This window comes from Ligilactobacillus acidipiscis (assembly GCF_900116935.1).
Taxonomy (GTDB): Bacteria; Bacillota; Bacilli; order Lactobacillales; family Lactobacillaceae; genus Ligilactobacillus; species Ligilactobacillus acidipiscis.
Genome location: NZ_LT630287.1, coordinates 1,459,706 through 1,478,322, shown reverse-complemented (window position 1 = coordinate 1,478,322; position 18,617 = coordinate 1,459,706). Strand labels below are relative to the sequence as shown.

The following is an 18,617-nucleotide window of genomic DNA, read 5'->3' as shown; positions in this document are numbered from 1 at the left end:
AAGTGACTTAAACAAAGGAGACCTGATCTTGTTGGACCACTTAAAGTTTAAACAAAAACGACATAATTTACAAGTCAATTTAGCTCAACTTAAAGTTCTTTGTGCTGAGCTTTATCAAAAATACTGCCCGCGCTATATTTCGCAACGCCGTAACACCACTAATTCTCGTGTTTCTGATGTGCAGATCTTAGCCTTACTGTGTTTACAGGTCATTACACAGATGCACTCCCAGCGTAAATTCTTTGCCTGGGCACAGACCTTCATCCCACATCAATTGAACATTGAGCGCTCCCGTTTTAACCGACGAGCACAACGTCTTCTCCCAGTGGTCATGGCCATGCGGCAGGGGTTGACTCGCGACTATGCGCAAACAGGACAGTTTGCGATCATTGATAGTTTGCCTAACCCTTTATGCCAAAAAGTTAGAAATAAGCGGGCCAAGGTTTTCCGCGGCATAGCTGACCTAGGCTACAATGCGACCAAAGACATGTATTTTTACGGGTTTAAGACTCATTTTGAGACCTCGCTCAGCGGTTATATCTTAAATTACACTGTCACCGAGGCCTCTAAACATGACACCCAAGCGGCGTCAACTTTGATCGCAGGCTGTCCGTGTCCCTTTGTTTTAGCGGATGTCGGTTATGTGGGACAGCCCTTACAAGAAGATTTTGGCGAGCTAGGTTATGAGCTCTGGACACCTTACCGTTCAAACATGAAAGGAGCCAAACAGCACAATGTTCCGGCTTTGAAAGATCTCCGGCGCACGATCGAATCCCGTTTCTCGATCCTAGTTGAAAATTATGGGATCGAAAAAAACCTCACGCGGTCAGTGGTAGGCTTTTGGTTAAAAATCGAATTGACCGTCTTTATTTATAATTTAGGCTTTTTTGATTTTACAGAAAATAGAATTATTACGAACTAGCACCACGCGTATATATAACCTTTTTAATACAGTTGAATTCAGATATAGTGTATAATAAGTAAGTCAAGTTAATGTTTTTTTAGCAACTATAATTAATTAAACTGAACTTTTTTAAGATATAATTGTATGTGATATAATTGCCCAAGTGGTGAAAGGAGAGAAGAAATGAAGCAGGCGGTAAGTAAAAAAGATGCATTAGCTATTTTACAAGAAAGTGCTGATAGTATTCGTCAGTTGATCGGCAATCAAAAATACGCTTTGTGTTTAACTGATTGTCCCGCGTTTGATGATGTTGCTGACACTCGTATTTATGGTTTTTCTTGTCAGGTTCAATTTGCTGTTTCTTGTGGTTTGTTGACTAATGACGAAGGGGAGCAAATGGTGACCACTTTGGAAAATGACCTCGAGATGATCAAACAAGAAGCTGTCGATCGTTCTGCTCAGTGATAAGTATGAAATGAAAAAAATTAAAGAAAAAATACAATACTTTGATAATTATCTTTTTATCCCATACATTATCCTTTGTGTAGTTGGGATCATAATGGTTTATTCGGCTAGTTCGATCAATCTTTCCTATGGGGGATTAAAAGCGGATTCCTATTTATGGAAACAGTTGATTTTTGTGATAATTGGAGTTTCAGCTTTATTGGTCGTCTGTCATTTGAATCCGCGCTGGTGGGCTAATTCTAAGTTTATATTGATCAGTTATGTTATTTTGATACTTTTGTTGGGATTTGCATTGTTTTTTACAAATCCGATCAATGGCGCTCGTGGGTGGATCAATTTTGGACCTGTTAGTTTACAACCAGCTGAGTTTTGTAAATTATATTTTGCTTTGTTTATGGCTCGCCTGATGTCCTTGCGAGAAAAAGGCTTTGAAAATGGTGTTTATTACAGTACTGGTTCTAAAATCAAACCTTACCTCTTAGTCGGCTTGATGTTGTTCTTCATTTTGGTAGCTCCGGATTTTGGCGGTTTTACTATTAATTTGATGGTTATTCTAGTCATCGCTACAGCATCTACCAATAATGGCCGATTATCGTATAGGAAAAGAACGGCTATTTGGTCTGCAATTGCTCTAGTATTATTGGGTGCAATTCAGCTTTTACGTCTGGGTAATCCTCTTGGCGGTACAAAATATGCGTATATGTACGCGCGCTTCCAAGCTTTCTTTGACCCGTTTTCGGTAGCGGATTCGTCAGGTAAACAACTGGTAAATTCGTATTACGCTATTAGTAACGGCGGTCTTTTGGGGCTTGGATTGGGTAATAGTATTCAGAAACGCGGATACTTACCAGCACCGTATACGGATTTTATTTTGTCAGTGATCAATGAGGAGCTAGGCTTTGTGGGTACCGTAGTGATATTAGGTTTATTATTTTTTATAATTGCAAGGATCTTTTTAATCGGGATCAGGTCACAGAATACTTATAATACTTTGTTTTGTTATGGTATTGGTTCTTTTATGCTGGTTCAGTCTTGCTTTAATATTGGCGGTGTTCTAGGATTATTGCCGATCACCGGTGTTACTTTGCCGTTTATCTCCTATGGGGGTTCAAGTATGATAGTTTTGTCGTTATCCGTTGGAATGGTCATGAATATCGCTGCTAACCAGAATCGTGGCATGGAGATCGATATTACTGAAAAATAGGTAGTTCGCTTGAATGAGTGTCGACTACATGAAAATTTAATTATGAAAGTGGTGGGAATAAATGGAAAAAGTTTTAATAGCCAATCGTGGTGAAATTGCTATTAGGATCATTCGTGCTTGTCACGAACTGAAGTTAAAAACTGTTGCTGTGTATGCCAAGGAAGACGAGTATGGGGTACATAGGTTTAAGGCTGATGAGGCTTATTTGATCGGGGCCGGGAAAAAACCGATCGAAGCCTATCTAGACATTGCTGACATTATCCGTGTTGCAAAGATGACTGGGGCGGACGCTATTCATCCTGGATATGGTTTTTTAGCTGAAAATGAAGAATTCGCACAGAGTTGTCAAGAAGCAGGCATTACATTTATCGGACCGACTGTTTCGCAATTATGCATCTTTGGTGATAAGGTGACTGCAAAACAAATTGCGACTAAGTCTGGACTACATACGATCCCTGGTACGACAGACCCTGTGACTTCTTTAAATGAAGTTGCAGAACTGGCAAGAAAGTTTGGTTATCCGATCATGTTGAAGGCTGCCTTAGGCGGTGGTGGACGTGGAATGCGGATCGTCCATAACGAAAAAGAATTAGAGACCAATTACAATCGAGCAAAAAGTGAGGCCAAACAAGCTTTTGGCAGCGATGAACTTTATGTAGAAAAATATTTAGATCATCCAAAGCATATTGAGGTCCAAATTTTGGCTGATCAACATGGACACGTTATGCATTTATTTGAACGTGATTGTTCTGTACAAAGAAGACATCAGAAAGTGATCGAATTTGCTCCAAGTTTGACTCTTAGTGAGCAAAGGCGACAAGAAATTTGCAATGCCGCAGTTGAATTAATGAAATCTGTTGACTATCAAAATGCGGGAACTGTCGAATTTTTGGTGACAGACTCGGATTTTTATTTTATTGAAGTTAATCCGCGAGTTCAGGTAGAACACACTGTTACTGAAATGATTACGGATATCGATATTGTCCAAACTCAAATTAAAATTGCTGCAGGTCAAGATTTGTTCTCAGAAATCGGTTTACCTCGACAAGAAGAACTGACAATGCATGGTTCGGCTATCCAATGTCGGATCACAACCGAAGATCCAGAAAATAACTTTTTACCCGATACAGGAAAAATTGAAACTTATCGTTCACCAGGTGGCTTTGGAGTGCGTTTGGATGGAGGAAATGCATATGCAGGAGCGACTGTCACACCGTTTTTCGATTCTTTATTAGTAAAGGCCTGTGTTCAGGCACGAACTTTTAAAGATGCGGTTAAAAAGATGACTCGCGTTTTGAATGAATTCCAGATCCGTGGTGTTAAAACTAATATTGGTTTCATGCTTAAAGTTTTGGCCCATCCAATTTTTTATACAGGCCAGGCACATACAACTTTTATTGATGATACTAAAGAATTATTTATTCCTGAAAAAGAACTAAATACAAGTAATATGCTGCTGAAATATGTTGGTGATATTACTGTCAATGGTTATCCAGGAATGCAAAGACACAAAAAAGTATATTTTCCAGAACCTCAACTCGATACTTCTTTGATCACAGGACAACCGCATAAAAATGCTAAAACTGTTTTAAAGACCTCTGGGGCTAGTGCAGTAGTTGATTGGATCAAACAACAGCCCAACTTGTTATTGACTGATACTACGATGCGTGATGCGCACCAAAGCTTATTTGCTACACGGATGCGGACGAAAGATATGGAACCGGTGATTGCTGCTTATGATCAGGCTTTTCCAGATATCTTTTCTGCAGAAGTTTGGGGTGGAGCAACTTTCGATGTTGCTTACCGTTTTTTGCATGAAGATCCATGGGAACGTTTAAAGCTAATGAATAAGAAGATGCCTAATACCTTATTACAAATGTTATTTCGCGGCTCGAACGCTGTGGGATATAAGAATTATCCCGATAACGTTTTGCAGGAATTTATTACGGAAAGTGCTCAGCAAGGTGTTGATGTTTTTCGGATCTTCGATAGTTTGAACTGGGTCGATCAGATGGAAAAAAGTATTCAGTACGTCAGAGATGCAGGAAAAATTGTAGAAGGTACGATGTGTTATACTGGTGATCTTTTAAGTCCTAATGAAGATAAATATGATTTAAATTATTTTGTTTCTTTGGCAAAAGATTTAGTTTCTGCTGGTGCTCAGATCGTGGCTGTCAAAGATATGGCGGGGCTATTGAAACCTAATGCTGCTTATGAATTGATCAGTGCTTTGAAAAATGAAATTGATGTGCCGATCCATTTGCACACGCATGATACAACCGGAAATGGTGTTGCTACGTATTTGCAGGCAACTAGAGCCGGTGTCGATATTGTAGATGTTGCCAGCAGTGCCTTGTCTGGTACGACAAGCCAGCCATCAATGACTAGCTTGTACTATGGGCTGACAGGAAATGAAAGACAGCCGAAACTCGATGTTACAGCTGCCGAAGCTGTTGATCGCTATTGGGCAGGGGTCAAGCCTTTTTATAAGGACTTTATGAAAAACTCAGATTCTGTACAAACTGACATCTATCAGACAGGTATGCCGGGAGGCCAGTATTCGAATTTGCAGCAACAAGCTAAAGCCTTAGGTGTTTCAGATTTTGAAGAAGTCAAAAAAATGTACCGTACAGTAAATGGGCTGCTAGGAAATATTATTAAAGTGACACCGAGCTCTAAGGTTGTTGGAGATCTGGCTTTGTTTATGATACAAAATAAATTGAATGCCGATAATATTTTAGAGAGGGGCCAAGAACTTGATTTTCCACAATCAGTGGTTGACTTTTTTGCCGGAGATATCGGTCAGCCAGTCGGTGGTTTTCCACCAGCTTTGCAAAAGGTCGTTCTGAAGGGAATAAAGCCTTTGACGGTGCGCCCAGGGAGTTTAGCAAAGCCAATCGACTTTGAAGCGATACAAAAAGAACTGGCAGAGGTCATTAAGAGACAACCTAGTCGATTAGAAGTTTTAAGCTATGTTTTATATCCAGATGTCTTTAAAGAGTATGAGCAATCAGCCAAACAATATGGTGCTGTTTACCACTTGGACACTCCCACTTTTTATCAGGGAATGCGTTCTGGTGAGACTGCTGAAATTTCTTTTGGTCATGGTCAGAGCATTATTATAAAACTTGATTCTGTTTCAAAACCAGATGATGTTGGTAATAGGACGCTCTTTTTCTCGGTAAATGGAGAAACTTCCAGGATTTTGATCAAAGATCAGAATTCTGCAAGTTCGAGTGTTACTGTGCCTAAAGCAGAGCCAACGAATCCTGAACATATTGGTGCGACGCTTAGTGGATCGGTACTTGAATTAATGGTTGAAAATGGACAAAAAGTCAACCAGGGTGACGAATTAGTAGTTACAGAAGCCATGAAGATGGAAACGACGATCAAAGCGCCGTTTGATGGCACTATTAAGCATACTTATGTTAAAAAAGGTGATTTGCTTGAGACAGGAGATCTTTTGTTAGAAATCAGTCAAGATAAGCAAAAAGGAGACCGTGAAATGCCTGAAATGTAAGTAATGTATGCAGTGTGAAAGGAGGAGTGCAGTTGCCTTTTGAAATTAAGCAACGCCAAAGTATTGTAGTATATTTGTATCATTTAAAGCAAAGCAAGATATTACGCAAATACGGTACTATTCAATATGTCTCCCGAAAGATGAAATATGTTGTTTTATATCTTGATCAGGATAAAGTGGCAGAAACCATGGAAAAAGTTGCAAAATTAAAGTTTGTCAAAGCAGTCGTCAAATCACCACGCCCAGAAATTAAACGGGATTTTCAAAATGGAGAGATTTATAAGATGACAGAAGAAGATCAAGATAAAAATAATTAATAACTTGGAGAAAAAGATGAGAGTAGTTGCAGGAAATTATAAGGGCAGAAGGCTAAAAGCCGTCAATGGAATGAAGACTAGGCCGACTACCGATAAAGTGAAGGAATCCATGTTTAATATTATTGGCCCTTATTTTGATGGCGGACATGTGTTAGATGTTTTTGCTGGCAGCGGTGCACTTGGGATCGAGGCAGTTTCGCGTGGGGCGGACCACGCGATTTTGATAGATCGTTCTTATCAGGCAATCAAAACGATTAATGAAAATGTTGCACTAACAAAAGAACCTCAGCGCTTTTCTGTAGTGAAGGGCGATTCTTTCAAAATCATAAATTCTTTGGCTGAAAAGCAGGAGAAATTTAGTTATGTTTTTTTTGATCCGCCATATCGTGAGCAAAAGATTGTTAAAATGATCCAGACATTAGTCAAGCTGCAGTTATTAGCGAAGAATGCTGTTATTGTGTGCGAAACTGATCAGAATGCTCATTTGCCAGTTGAATTAGCCGATTTTGATTTACTCAAGCAAGTTGATTATGGAATAACAGAATTGACATACTATGAATATAATGGTGGTGAAGATTTAAAATGATAGCTTTGTTTCCTGGAAGTTTTGATCCTTTAACCAATGGTCATTTAGATTTAATTTTCAGAGCTTCTAAAATGTACGATAAGATCATTGTTGCTATCATGACAAATACCTCGAAGAAACCTTTGTTTTCATCAGACGAAAAGCTGCGTTTGATTCAAGAGGATGTTGCTGAGATAGATAACGTTGAAGTCGTTGCTGTGGAATCAGACTTGACTGTTAACGTTATGCGTCGTTTAAATGCTTCTATTTTGGTTCGTGGTGTGCGTGATGTTAAGGATTTTGAATACGAACGTGAGATTGCTGCAATGAATAGTCGCTTGGATCCAGAGATAGAAACAGTCTTATTGTTGGCTCGACCTGAATATTCGTTTTTGTCATCGAGTATGATCAAAGAAGTCGGTCAATTTAATGGGAACATTTCTCAATTTGTTCCGGCTAATGTTGCTAAGTCTCTTCAAAAAAAGTGGGCTCATGAATAAAAAAATAAAATTTAAACTATGGCATCTGCTTGCTGTGAGCGCGCTTTTGATAGCTCTTTTTTTGCCATTGCCAGTATACATTGATGCACCAGGAGCTGCCCAGGATACTTCTTCTTATGTCAAGGTCAAAGGACACAGAGATAATACGCCAGGAAAGTTTATGTTGGTTTATGTCAAACAAGTTAAGGCAACTCCAGTCACGTGGGTACTTAGTTTTGCCAATAAATATGCCGACAGAGTGCCTGCGCAACAAGAAGTCGGTAATTATAGTGATAAAGAAATGCAACGTATTCAAACTTATTATATGTCATCTTCTATCGCTGAAGCTAAATATCGTTCGTTAACGATGGCAGGGGCTGATGTTAAAAGACGGTATATAGGACTTTACGTAATGTCGGTACTTAAAGATTCGAATTTTGCAGATAAATTAAGAGTCGGTGATGTAGTCACACGGGTAAATGGAAAACATTATAATAATTCATATGAGTACATTCAAGCAATCAAACAAATCTCTCCAGATCAGAAGGTCCGGCTAACTTATCTTCGGGGCAAAAAACAAAAAAATACTGCAGGCAAGTTGATTCGCTTACCGAATAGCAGCAGACATGGTCTGGGGATCACATTAACTGACAGGGTCAAGACTTCAAGTGATGTACCGATCACTGCTAATATGGAGGGGATCGGCGGACCATCTGCCGGCTTGATGTTAACGTTGCAAATGTATACTCAGCTTAGTCACAAAGACTTGCTTAGAGGCAGACAAGTCGCTGGAACGGGTACGATCGAGTCTGATGGCAGCGTTGGGCAAATTGGTGGTATTGAGCAAAAAGTTGTGTCCGCAAATAAAGCTAAAGCAGAAATATTTTTTGCTCCTAACAATCAGAAGTTAGGCAAACAAGATAACTATTTGGTGGCAAAAAAGACTGCGACAGAAATCAATTCTAATATGAAAATTGTTCCTGTTAAAAATGTGAATCAAGCAGTGTCTTATCTGCAAAATAACAAATAAATACGTAGAAAAAAGAGAAATTTGTAGCACAAATTTCTCTTTTTTGCGTATTTATGTTTGGAAAGGACAATGCCTATGGAAAAGATAAATGAAATTTGGGAAGAGCACAAGGACAAGATATTTCTCATAGTTATTAGTATTGTAATTTTATCAGTTTTGTTGTTGCCCAGGATCAAGGCAACTTCGTCCATTAATGGGGGTGACATGCAAGTACAAGGTCAGTCACAATCGAATTATGAACTAGGAGAAAATAGCAGTTCGAGTCAATTGGTATCTACAATGTCGGTTAATGAAGAGACAAATAGTCAACAAAAAATCAGAGTGGACGTTAAAGGAGCGGTAGTTCACCCCGGAGTGGTCACGATCAAGGCAGACCAAAGAGTAGACGCAGTGATTGAAAAATCAGGTGGAGTCACTAAAAATGCTGATCTCGATCAAGTGAATCTGGCTCATAAATTAACTGATCAGATGTTGATTTATATACCTGCTATCGGAGAGCAAGTTCAGGTCAATAGTCCAGTTTTAATTCGACAGAGCCAAGAAAATGAAGTGGATGAAAGTGAGAGATCTGCAGCAGAGACAACCGACGCAAATGAGGATCTTGCTGGAAAATCGGGCTCAAAGGTCAATCTAAATTCTGCGACTAAAGAACAATTGACAGAGTTGAATGGTATTGGAGATAAAAAAGCAGATCAGATAATTGCTTATCGGCAACAAAATGGTAACTTTAAGACAATTGATGACCTAAAAAATGTTTCAGGGATCGGGGATAAGATATTTGAAAGCTTAGCCGATCAAATTACTGTCAACTAATGCTCGTATTTTTAATCAATTTAAAGTGAGATATAAAAAGTTACTTTAAATTTGTCAAAAATTAAGAAGCCGGTATGTTATAATTGTTTCAAAAATAATTAGGAGTGCTTTGCTATGGTTAAAGTTAAAGAGAGGATCCCCTGGGATCAGTATTTTATGACACAGGCTGTTTTGCTATCTACAAGAAGTACTTGCAAGCGACTTTCAGTAGGTGCAATCTTGGTCCGAGACAAGAGAATAATTGCTGGTGGATATAACGGTTCTGTTTCGGGCGATGTACATTGTATAGATGAAGATTGCTATTTGGTCGATGGACATTGTGTCCGGACGATCCATGCGGAAATGAATGCTGTTTTGCAATGTGCAAAATTTGGTGTAGCAAGTGATGGAGCAGAAATATATGTAACTGATTTTCCTTGTTTGCAATGTACAAAGATGCTATTGCAGGCTGGTATTCGTAAAATTTATTATTTACGAAACTATCATAATGATCCATATGCAGTTTCATTATTAGAAAGAAAAAAGGTTGCAGTTCAGCATGTTGAAATCGATAAAAAATACTTGAATGATCTTTTTAATAATGAGCATTTTAACGAGCAGGAGAGTTAATAACGCGCCAGTATTGTTTCTTTCTTTTCAGTCTTGATGTTTTATTTTTGACTTTCGCTTTTTTTGCGCATTCTATTTTATGGTTTTTACTATTACTTTTATTGCAGTACCGAATTTGGAAAACAAAAGTCACAAAAATGTTTGTGTTTAGTCTGATTATTTGCTTGACTTCGTTTTGTTATCTTAATTTGTGGCAACAAAAGATACAGCAGCAAACTGAAAAAGAACAGATCAGTGTAGTAAATTCCAAGTTATTTGTAGAACCTGACGAGTTTACAATAAATGGTGACCTTTTAAAGTTTTCAGCCAAGCGGCTGGGACAAAATCAGGATATTTTAGTCTATTATCGTTTTCATTCCAAAAAAGAAAAAGAGGAATTTGAAAAAATACAAGTTCCTTTTGTGGCTGAGACCACAGGAAATGTAGATTCAATCAAAGGACCCACGAATGAGAATGAATTTGATTTCCGGCGTTTTATGTTAACCAAAAATATCTCAAATGAGTTGCAAGCTAAAAAGATGACTGTCTTACCGGTTTTAGGAAATGTGGGGATCAAGTACAGATTTAGCTCTTACCTACATGTTTTACGTAAAAAAATGATCGACCATTTAGAAAAGATTTCCCAGCCGCTAGGGTGGTTTACTCAAGTTTTATTGATTGGCTATCAAAGTGAAAGCTTCCAAGAGTCCATGGATCAAATCAACAAACTAGGCCTTTTATATTTATTTACTTTGTCTGGGATGCATGTTTACTATTTGGTCAATCTTATCAGATATTTAACTCGAAAGATGAGGGTCACTCAGGAAAACACAGATATCTTATTACTGTTCATTTTGCCGATCTATGGGATCATTGGCGGCGGGTCACTAGGCCTGTTACGGTCACTTTTAATGTCATGGTTACACATTTTTAGTCGTCGCTTTAGCTCGGTACCCTTGACTGGTATTGAAACATGGTCGTTGGTCTTGCTGTTAAATTTAATAGTGACTCCTGCCGCCATTTTTTCACTTGGCGCCCAGCTCAGTTATTTATTGACACTGATATTATTACTTGATCATCATAAAAATCAATTTATAGTTGGGCTAAAAATGGGCGGGTTTACGATCCCATTAGTTTTATGGCACACTTATACTTGGAATATTTGGACAATACCGTTGTCGATCATGATCGGACCAATTTTTGATTGGTTTATTTTCCCAGTTGTTATTATAGGAACATTTTTTTCGCCTTTAAGGGGTGTCTGCAATCAAGCATTGATCGTTTTGCAATGGTTTTTCGGTTGGAGCTCTGATTTACCAGGTACAATAATTTTTGGTAAACCACCGGTTTTATTTGTCTTTATCTGGCTGACTTTGATGCTATTTTATCAAATAACTGAACAAAAAATTAAACTTACTGTCTGTTTAATTTTGTCATATACTATTGCTTTTTGTGTGATTCATTTTCCAATTGAAAATGAAGTTACTTATTTTGATATCGGTCAAGGCGATTGTTCACTAATAAAAACTCGCTTTAACAAACAAATATATCTAATAGATACAGGTGGTAAATTAACCTTTAATACGGAAAAATGGCAAATTAGAAATAGCAGGACGAATGGTGAAACGGTTGTGGTAAACTATTTACACAGTAAGGGAATTTCTCGGATCGACCGACTATACTTGACCCATCAAGATACCGACCATGTAGGTAATTTTCCTAGTATTAGTAAAAATATTACGGTTAAGCAGCTGATGATCCCGGCTGGAATGGAAAAACTGGCTAGTTTTCAAAGACGGTTGCTTATTTCTAACGTTGATCCGCATGTTGTCAAGGCGGTCACAGATCAAGCATATCCAGGAAAAGGGCTAGATTTGATCCAAATTTTACATCCCTTTCAAAGCGGCGCTGGAAAAAACGAGGACTCTCTAGTTCTTTTATATCAGCTTTATGGCAAGAAGTTTTTGTTCACAGGTGATTTGGACCAAAAAAATGAACTAAAAGTTATTCAAAAGTATCCATCGTTAACCGCTGATATTATGAAAACTGGTCACCACGGAAGTAAGACAGCTAGCGCACCAGATTTTATTGAACATTTAAAACCAAAATTGGCTATAATTTCAGCTGGAAGAAATAATAGGTACGGCCACCCAGATCAAGAAACATTGCTTACTTTACAAAAATCTGCGGTACCTTATTTGGTGACTGCTAAAAGTGGTATGATCAAAATCAGAACTACTTTTAAAGGAAATTTTAGTGTGCAAACATTTAATAACAATAATAACGAAGAGAAGAAGGTCAAACATGCAAGTTGAGGAAGCCATTAAAAATATCAGTAATGGGAAAATAGCCCCGGTATATGTCTCCTTAGGAACTGAAAACTATTTACAAGACAAGTTCAAAAACTTCTTATTGAGTTTGATTCCTGCTGATCAACAAGAATTTAATATAGGACGCTATGATATGGAAGTCGTTAATTTATCAGTGGCTTTAAACGATGCCATGTCCTTGCCCTTTTTTGGTGAATATCGGTTGGTGATCATTGATCGACCATATTTTTTAACTGGTATGCGACAAAAGAATTCACTTGATCATGACCTTAATGGATTGCTTAAATATTTGAAAAATCCTGAAACAGCAACCATTTTGGTTTTTACTGTCCCTTATCCAAAATTAGACGAACGTAAAAAATTGACCAAGCAATTACGGAAAGTTGCTGAATTTGTTGATTGTCAGCCTTTAAAAGAAAGAGAGGTCAGGAGTTTTGTCAGTTCTGTTTTACAAAAAAAGGGTTATCAACTGAACTCAGACGCACTTGACCTGTTGTTAGAGAGAACTGGGGCAGAATTGACTTCTATAATGAATGAGCTGCCAAAATTGTTGTTAGCAGCACAAGAAAGTAAAATAATTTCTTGGAGTGACGTTGACGGGTTGGTTGCGCGGTCATTTGAGCAAAATGTTTTTGACTTGGTAGATTTGGTCTTGAAACGCAATGTCAAGGATGCGTTGTCAATGTATCGGGATCTGCTATTGCAAAAAGAAGAGCCTTTGAAGATCAATGCGATTTTAGAAGGACAATTTAGATTGATGCTGCAAGCAATGATTTTGCGTGAGCACGGCTATGATCAAGGTAGTGTTGCCAAAGAGTTAAAGGCACACCCATATCGAGTTAAGTTGGCTTTGCGCAAAAATCGCCAATTCAAGCGAAAAGACCTGCAGGATGCTTATATAGGACTAGTGCATGTTGAAGAAAAAATGAAGTCTTCTTCGATCGACCCAGAATTATTATTTCAACTTTTTTTGTTGAACTTTAGTCAACATCGCAGTGTGGCATGACGGCTGATCAAAGCATATAAAAAACGTTACTCAACTTTGAGTAACGTTTTTTACAGTTTTATTTAGCTAAACGAGCAGCCATTCTTGATTTATCACGGGCAGCTTTATTAGCTTTGATCAAGCCTTTTGAATAAGCCTTATCAACTGCAGAAACTGCTTGGTTGAATAATTCTTCAACATTATCAGCCCCTGCTGTCTTGGCAGTTTCAAACTTTTTAACTGCACTACGCATTTGGCTTAATTGAGCAGAATTACGAACACTAGCTTTTTCGTTTGTTTTAACACGTTCCATTGCGGATTTAATAATTGGCATCGAAGTCACCTCACTTGTTGTGATTCCATTAGGTAATCATTTAAATTTAACATCAATAATTATACAAGGGCAATAAAGACTTTGCAATAAAAATCGTCAATATCAAGTAAAAAACCTTGACAGTCTTTGAATTTTTCAAGAAAATTCGTGGTAAATTATTATTTAAACATACAAAAATAACGTATTTTTTTAGAAAATGACTTGCAAATAAACGGTTTTTTTAGTAAGTTAATAACAGTGCTATTCAAAGCACTTGCCTTGGACTGAGTTTTCACGGTGCTCACCGCCGGTTGACACGGTTTAGGGGATAAAAAAGTGAAAGGTGGGAGATCACAATGGCAATTTCAAAAGACAAGAAAAATGAAATTATGCAGAAATATGCTCGTCATGAAGGCGATACAGGTTCTGCTGAGGTTCAAATCGCAGTGTTAACAGCTGATATCAATGAACTGAATGAACATATCAGTCAACACAAGAAGGACTATGCATCACAACGTGGTTTGCTTAAGAAAATTGGTCATCGCCGTAACTTGTTAGCTTATTTGCGCAATGAAGATATTCATCGTTACCGTGACTTGATCAAGAGTCTTGGTTTACGTCGTTAATATATTCTCAAAGGGTCGAAAATCGTTTTTTGGTTTTCGCTCTTTTTTTGTTCAAAAATTTTTAGCATAAAAAAATAAATCGGCAACATAGACTGCAAAAGCGTTTCCAAAAATGTATACTGTAAGTATAATTTTTATAATTTACTGACTTAAATTTGGGAGGAACTCAAGTATGGTGAAAAGTACATACACGATCAAGCTAGCAGGACACGATTTAACAATTGAAAATGGCGAAGTTGCTAAGCAAGCCGATGGAGCAGTTCTCGTTCGTTTTGGCGACACAACAGTATTGTCGACGGTAGTTAGTAAACCGGCTGCTATTGATGCGGATTTTTTTCCGTTAACTATTTAATTATGAGGAAAAGAAATACGCAGCAGGCAAGATCCCTGGCGGTTTTATTAAACGTGAAGGTAAACCTAGTGACGGCGCAACTTTAATAGCGCGGATGATCGATCGACCACTTAGACCGCTGTTTCCAGAAGGATTTAAAGATGAAGTTCAAGTAACCAATTTAGTTTTAAGTGCAGAGCCCGACTGTTCTCCTGCTTTGGCTGCAATGATAGGTAGTTCGCTTTGTTTGGGTATTTCAGATATACCCTTTGGTGGGCCAGTAGCAGCTGTTGAAGTTGGGCGCGTTGCCGATCATTTTGTTATTGCACCGACAAAAGAACAGCAGGGGGCTTCTGACTTAGATATTACTGTTGCCGGAACTGCAGCTAGTATTAACATGGTTGAAGCTGGCTGTGATCAAGTTGAGGAAAGCGATGTTTTAGATGCTTTAGAATTTGGCGAACAAGAAATTAAAAAACTTTGTGCTTTTCAACAACAAATTATTACTGAAATAGGGCAGACTAAACGGAGTTTCGTTGTCGAAAAACCGGATAAGCAACTGGAAAGTGAATTAGCTGATCAAGCGACAGATGCGTTGAAAGAAGCAATTTTGACGAATGATAAACAAGAACGCGATCAAAATATTGCAGCTGTTAAAAATATGATCTTAGAGCACTACGATGTTGCTGGAGAAGATGAACTCCTAAAAAATGGTGCTGATTTAGCAGAAGTCAGTGATATTTTAGACGATCTTGAAAAGAAAATCGTCAGAAAATTGATCACAGTAGATAAAGTTCGTCCAGACCATCGAGCATGCGATGAAATCCGCCCACTTACTGCTCAAATTGATTATATTCCGCGAGTTCACGGTTCGGGGTTGTTCACGCGAGGGCAAACTCAAGTTTTATCGACGTTAACCTTAGCTCCGATGTCTGAGGGACAAACGATCGATGATTTAGAAGAAGAAAAAATCAAGAACTTCATTCATCAGTATAATTTTCCCCAATTTTCAGTAGGTGAAACGGGTAGAATGAGAGCACCCGGCCGTAGGGAAATCGGTCATGGTGCTTTAGGAGAACGGGCGTTGAAGCCGGTTATACCTGCGACAGCTGATTTTCCATATACGATCCGCTTGGTGGCCGATGTTTTGGAATCGAATGGCTCTTCCTCACAGGCTAGTATTTGTGCGGGCACTCTGGCGTTAATGGCTGCAGGTGTACCTATCAAAGCACCGGTTGCCGGGATCGCAATGGGTCTGATCAAAGACGAACAAGACTATACCATTTTGACAGATATTCAAGGGATAGAAGATCACTTAGGAGATATGGACTTTAAAGTTGCTGGTACTAAACAGGGAATAACTGCTTTACAAATGGATATCAAGGTCGATGGTGTAAATCGGAATATTTTAAGTCAAGCATTACAACAAGCTAAAAAAGCACGCTTAGAGATATTAGATGTGATAGAAACAACGATCCCTGCACCAAGAAAACACCTTTCTTTGTATGCCCCTAAGGTTGAAACCATGCAGATCGATCAAGATCAGATCAAGGTAGTTATCGGTAAAGGCGGCGAAACGATCAATAAGATCATTGATGAAACTGGAGTCAAAATTGATATTGATGAAGATGGTACTGTTCGCATTATGTCAAGCGAACAAAACAAGATCGACCGCACTGAAGACATTATTCGGATATTAACTAAGAAAGTTAAGGTCGGTGAGATTTACGAAGCGACAGTTATACGTATTGAAAAATTTGGAGCAATCGTGGAACTATTCCATAATAAGCAGGCCTTGGTTCATATTTCACAACTAGCAAAACAACATGTTGATAAAGTTTCAGATGTTGTCTCTGTGGGAGAAAAAATGGAAGTTAAAATCACTGAAGTTGATATGCATGACAGGATCAAAGCCTCTCACAGGGCTATTATTGAAAATAAAGCCGTAGCTTCCGATTCTTCGCAACCTAGCAGTCGGCGAGATGTCAGGAATAAAAACAAGCAGTCCTTCCAGCATACTCAACATAAAAAAGCTCCGCAATTTGTAATCAAACAAAAAGATAAGTGATAGGAAACTACGCAGTTTTTTCGAAGAAATCGTTTGTAGTTGTGATTTTGCCCTTTTAGTACAAAGAATGCCTATAAGTATGCTATAATAGGAGCTTAAATAAGACAAAGAGGGGATAACTTGTGACTGGATATAATATTGCTATTGTTGGAGCGACTGGTGCTGTTGGAACAAGGATCATAAAAATGCTAGAACAATCTAGTTTACCAATAGCGGATGTTAAATTGTTAGCCTCTCAGAGATCTGCTGGGAAAGTGCTTAAATTTGCTGTTAAAAATTTGCAAGTTCAAGAAGCAGTTCCGGCTTCGTTTGAGGACGTGGATTTAGCTTTTTTTTCGGCAGGAGGCAGTGTTTCTAAAAAACTGGCACCCGAAGCTGTTAAAAGAGGTGCGGTAGTAATTGATAACACGAGCGCTTTTAGGATGGACCCTTCCGTTCCCTTAGTTGTTCCTGAAGTTAATGAACAAGCTTTGACCAAGCACCAGGGATTGATCGCTAATCCTAACTGTTCAACGATCCAGATGGTCGTGGCATTGGAGCCGCTTCGCCAAGAATTTGGGCTAAAAAAAGTTATTGTTACGACTATGCAGGCTGTTTCTGGCGCGGGTAATCGGGCTATCCAAGAACTGTACACGCAAACCAAGGCAGTTTTAAATGGTGAGGAGCCCAAGGCTGAGATCTTACCTGTCGCAGGGGCAGACAAACATTTTCAAATTGCGTTTAATCCTTTAGCTCAAATCGATGTTTTTGAAGATGGTGGATATACCCATGAAGAATGGAAAATGATCCATGAAACCAAAAAAATCATGGATGATGAGGATATTCAGGTCACAGCTACTTGTGTTAGGGTCCCAGTTGCTATTTCGCACTCAGAATCAGTTTGGTTTGAATTGAAACAGGATGGAGCAACAGTTGCTAAGTTGCAGCAACTGTTGTCTGAAGCACCTGGAGTTATTTTACGCGATGATCCAACAAGGCAGATTTTTCCACAGGCAGTTCAAGCAGCAGGCCAAAAGGAGACATTTGTCGGCAGGGTCCGGGCCGATGGTGAGCAAAAGAACGCCTTTCATCTGTATTGTGTTGCAGATAATTTATTGAAGGGTGCTGCTTGGAACTCTGTTCAAAGTGCAGAGTCGTTAGACCGGATGAATCTTTTGCAGATCCCGCATAATTGAGAGGAAGATATAATGAAAAATTTAAAACTTGCTCAAATTATTACCGCTATGGTCACCCCCTACAATGAAAACGATGAACTTGACACTACACGTTTAAAATCTCTGCTTGAATATTTGTTGAAAAATGGTACACAGGGCGTTTTGATCAATGGTACGACCGGAGAAGGGCCAAATCTGAGCGTGGCTGAAAAAGAAGAAATGATTCAACAAACTATAAAGATCGTTAACGATAGAGTTCCTATCATTGCCGGTGTTGGCAGTAATAGTACTTCCGCAACGGTAGCTGATGTCCAAAAAATATCGAATTATTCAGACTTGTCTGCTCTTTTGGTAGTCGTGCCTTATTATAATAAGCCTGATCAGGCTGGAATGATCGCACATTTTACCATGGTCGCTGATGCAAGTAAGATCCCGATCGTGATTTATAATATTCCAGGGAGAACAGGTGTTAAAATGAGTGTGGACACAGTTCTGAAACTAGCTGAACATCCCAATATAATCGGTGTCAAAAATTGTACGGGAGCAGCTGACCTGGCCGTATTGATCCAAAATGCACCAGAGGGTTTTTTGGTTTATTCTGGTGAAGATGAGGATGCTCTAACAGTCAAGGTTCTCGGTGGGGCAGGTATTATTTCAGTTGCGAGTCATATATTTGGTAATGAAATGGCTCAAATGTATCGGGATGTCGACTGTGGAAACGTTAGTGAAGCAGGCCAGAATATGCGAATTTTAATTCCAAAGGTCGCGGCTCTTTTCCGCCTGCCTTCACCTGCACCCGTGAAAGCTGCCTTGAACGAGCGAAATATTTTGGTAGGTGATCCAAGATTGCCGATTTTACCATTGGATGATGAACAACAAGATTTTTTAGAAAAAGTTTTAAGTCAAGAATAATTAAGTGAGGTGA

The 18,617-nt window shown here is 38.7% G+C and carries 16 protein-coding genes and 1 pseudogene; 16 read left to right on the top strand and 1 reads right to left on the bottom strand.

Features of this window, described 5'->3' with window-relative positions; genetic code table 11:
- Window positions 1-28 precede the first annotated feature (28 nt).
- The 12 genes from BQ5903_RS06810 to holA all read left to right on the top strand — a co-directional run bounded on the left by BQ5903_RS06810 (window position 29) and on the right by holA (window position 13,221).
- The gene (locus BQ5903_RS06810) at window positions 29-922 is read left to right on the top strand and encodes an IS982 family transposase (protein WP_079579223.1); all 894 of its coding nucleotides are present in this window, start codon (window positions 29-31) and stop codon (window positions 920-922) included.
- A 165-nt stretch (window positions 923-1,087) separates the two neighbouring features.
- Window positions 1,088-1,369, top strand: coding sequence for a DUF1507 family protein (locus tag BQ5903_RS06805; protein ID WP_010494601.1), 282 nt, complete (start codon window positions 1,088-1,090; stop codon window positions 1,367-1,369).
- Window positions 1,370-1,379: 10 nt separating this feature from the next.
- A complete protein-coding gene (locus BQ5903_RS06800; protein WP_029604896.1) occupies window positions 1,380-2,573 on the top strand; it encodes an FtsW/RodA/SpoVE family cell cycle protein in 1,194 nt (397 codons plus the stop codon).
- 61 nt (window positions 2,574-2,634) lie between these two features.
- Window positions 2,635-6,093: a pyruvate carboxylase gene (locus tag BQ5903_RS06795; protein WP_056988029.1), complete on the top strand. Its 3,459-nt coding sequence runs from the start codon at window positions 2,635-2,637 to the stop codon at window positions 6,091-6,093.
- 32 nt (window positions 6,094-6,125) lie between these two features.
- Window positions 6,126-6,410, top strand: a complete 285-nt coding sequence (locus BQ5903_RS06790) for a YlbG family protein (RefSeq protein ID WP_010494588.1) — start codon at window positions 6,126-6,128, stop codon at window positions 6,408-6,410.
- A gap of 16 nt (window positions 6,411-6,426) precedes the next feature.
- Window positions 6,427-6,996, top strand: a complete 570-nt coding sequence (gene rsmD, locus BQ5903_RS06785) for a 16S rRNA (guanine(966)-N(2))-methyltransferase RsmD (protein ID WP_056971769.1) — start codon at window positions 6,427-6,429, stop codon at window positions 6,994-6,996.
- Window positions 6,993-7,475, top strand: coding sequence for a pantetheine-phosphate adenylyltransferase (coaD, locus tag BQ5903_RS06780; RefSeq protein WP_056971770.1), 483 nt, complete (start codon window positions 6,993-6,995; stop codon window positions 7,473-7,475). The genes rsmD and coaD overlap by 4 nt, the downstream gene beginning before the upstream one ends.
- Complete coding sequence (locus BQ5903_RS06775) at window positions 7,468-8,484, top strand: SepM family pheromone-processing serine protease (RefSeq protein WP_056971771.1); 1,017 nt, start codon at window positions 7,468-7,470, stop codon at window positions 8,482-8,484. The genes coaD and BQ5903_RS06775 overlap by 8 nt, the downstream gene beginning before the upstream one ends.
- A 75-nt stretch (window positions 8,485-8,559) precedes the next feature.
- A complete protein-coding gene (locus BQ5903_RS06770) occupies window positions 8,560-9,297 on the top strand; it encodes a helix-hairpin-helix domain-containing protein (protein WP_010494574.1) in 738 nt (245 codons plus the stop codon).
- A gap of 114 nt (window positions 9,298-9,411) precedes the next feature.
- Window positions 9,412-9,906, top strand: coding sequence for a ComE operon protein 2 (locus BQ5903_RS06765; protein ID WP_010494573.1), 495 nt, complete (start codon window positions 9,412-9,414; stop codon window positions 9,904-9,906).
- Window positions 9,907-10,043: 137 nt separating this feature from the next.
- Window positions 10,044-12,200, top strand: coding sequence for a DNA internalization-related competence protein ComEC/Rec2 (locus tag BQ5903_RS06760; RefSeq protein ID WP_172823837.1), 2,157 nt, complete (start codon window positions 10,044-10,046; stop codon window positions 12,198-12,200).
- Window positions 12,190-13,221: a DNA polymerase III subunit delta gene (holA, locus tag BQ5903_RS06755; protein WP_056971773.1), complete on the top strand. Its 1,032-nt coding sequence runs from the start codon at window positions 12,190-12,192 to the stop codon at window positions 13,219-13,221. Before BQ5903_RS06760 ends, holA begins: the two co-directional genes overlap by 11 nt.
- A 58-nt stretch (window positions 13,222-13,279) precedes the next feature.
- Here the strand turns inward: holA and rpsT are convergent, their stop codons facing one another.
- A complete protein-coding gene (rpsT, locus tag BQ5903_RS06750; RefSeq protein WP_010494557.1) occupies window positions 13,280-13,534 on the bottom strand; it encodes a 30S ribosomal protein S20 in 255 nt (84 codons plus the stop codon).
- Between the two features lie 335 nt (window positions 13,535-13,869).
- On the opposite strand from rpsT, the gene rpsO reads away from it, so the two are divergent.
- The 4 genes and pseudogenes from rpsO (at window position 13,870) to dapA (ending at window position 18,604) form a co-directional block, all read left to right on the top strand.
- Window positions 13,870-14,139, top strand: a complete 270-nt coding sequence (gene rpsO, locus BQ5903_RS06745; protein ID WP_010494555.1) for a 30S ribosomal protein S15 — start codon at window positions 13,870-13,872, stop codon at window positions 14,137-14,139.
- Between the two features lie 172 nt (window positions 14,140-14,311).
- Window positions 14,312-16,538: pseudogene (locus tag BQ5903_RS06740) on the top strand (polyribonucleotide nucleotidyltransferase).
- Window positions 16,539-16,660: 122 nt separating this feature from the next.
- Window positions 16,661-17,713 carry an aspartate-semialdehyde dehydrogenase gene (locus BQ5903_RS06735; RefSeq protein WP_079579221.1) on the top strand — a complete coding sequence of 351 codons (1,053 nt, stop codon included), beginning with the start codon at window positions 16,661-16,663 and terminating at the stop codon, window positions 17,711-17,713.
- A gap of 12 nt (window positions 17,714-17,725) precedes the next feature.
- A complete protein-coding gene (gene dapA, locus BQ5903_RS06730) occupies window positions 17,726-18,604 on the top strand; it encodes a 4-hydroxy-tetrahydrodipicolinate synthase (protein ID WP_056971414.1) in 879 nt (292 codons plus the stop codon).
- Window positions 18,605-18,617 lie beyond the last annotated feature (13 nt).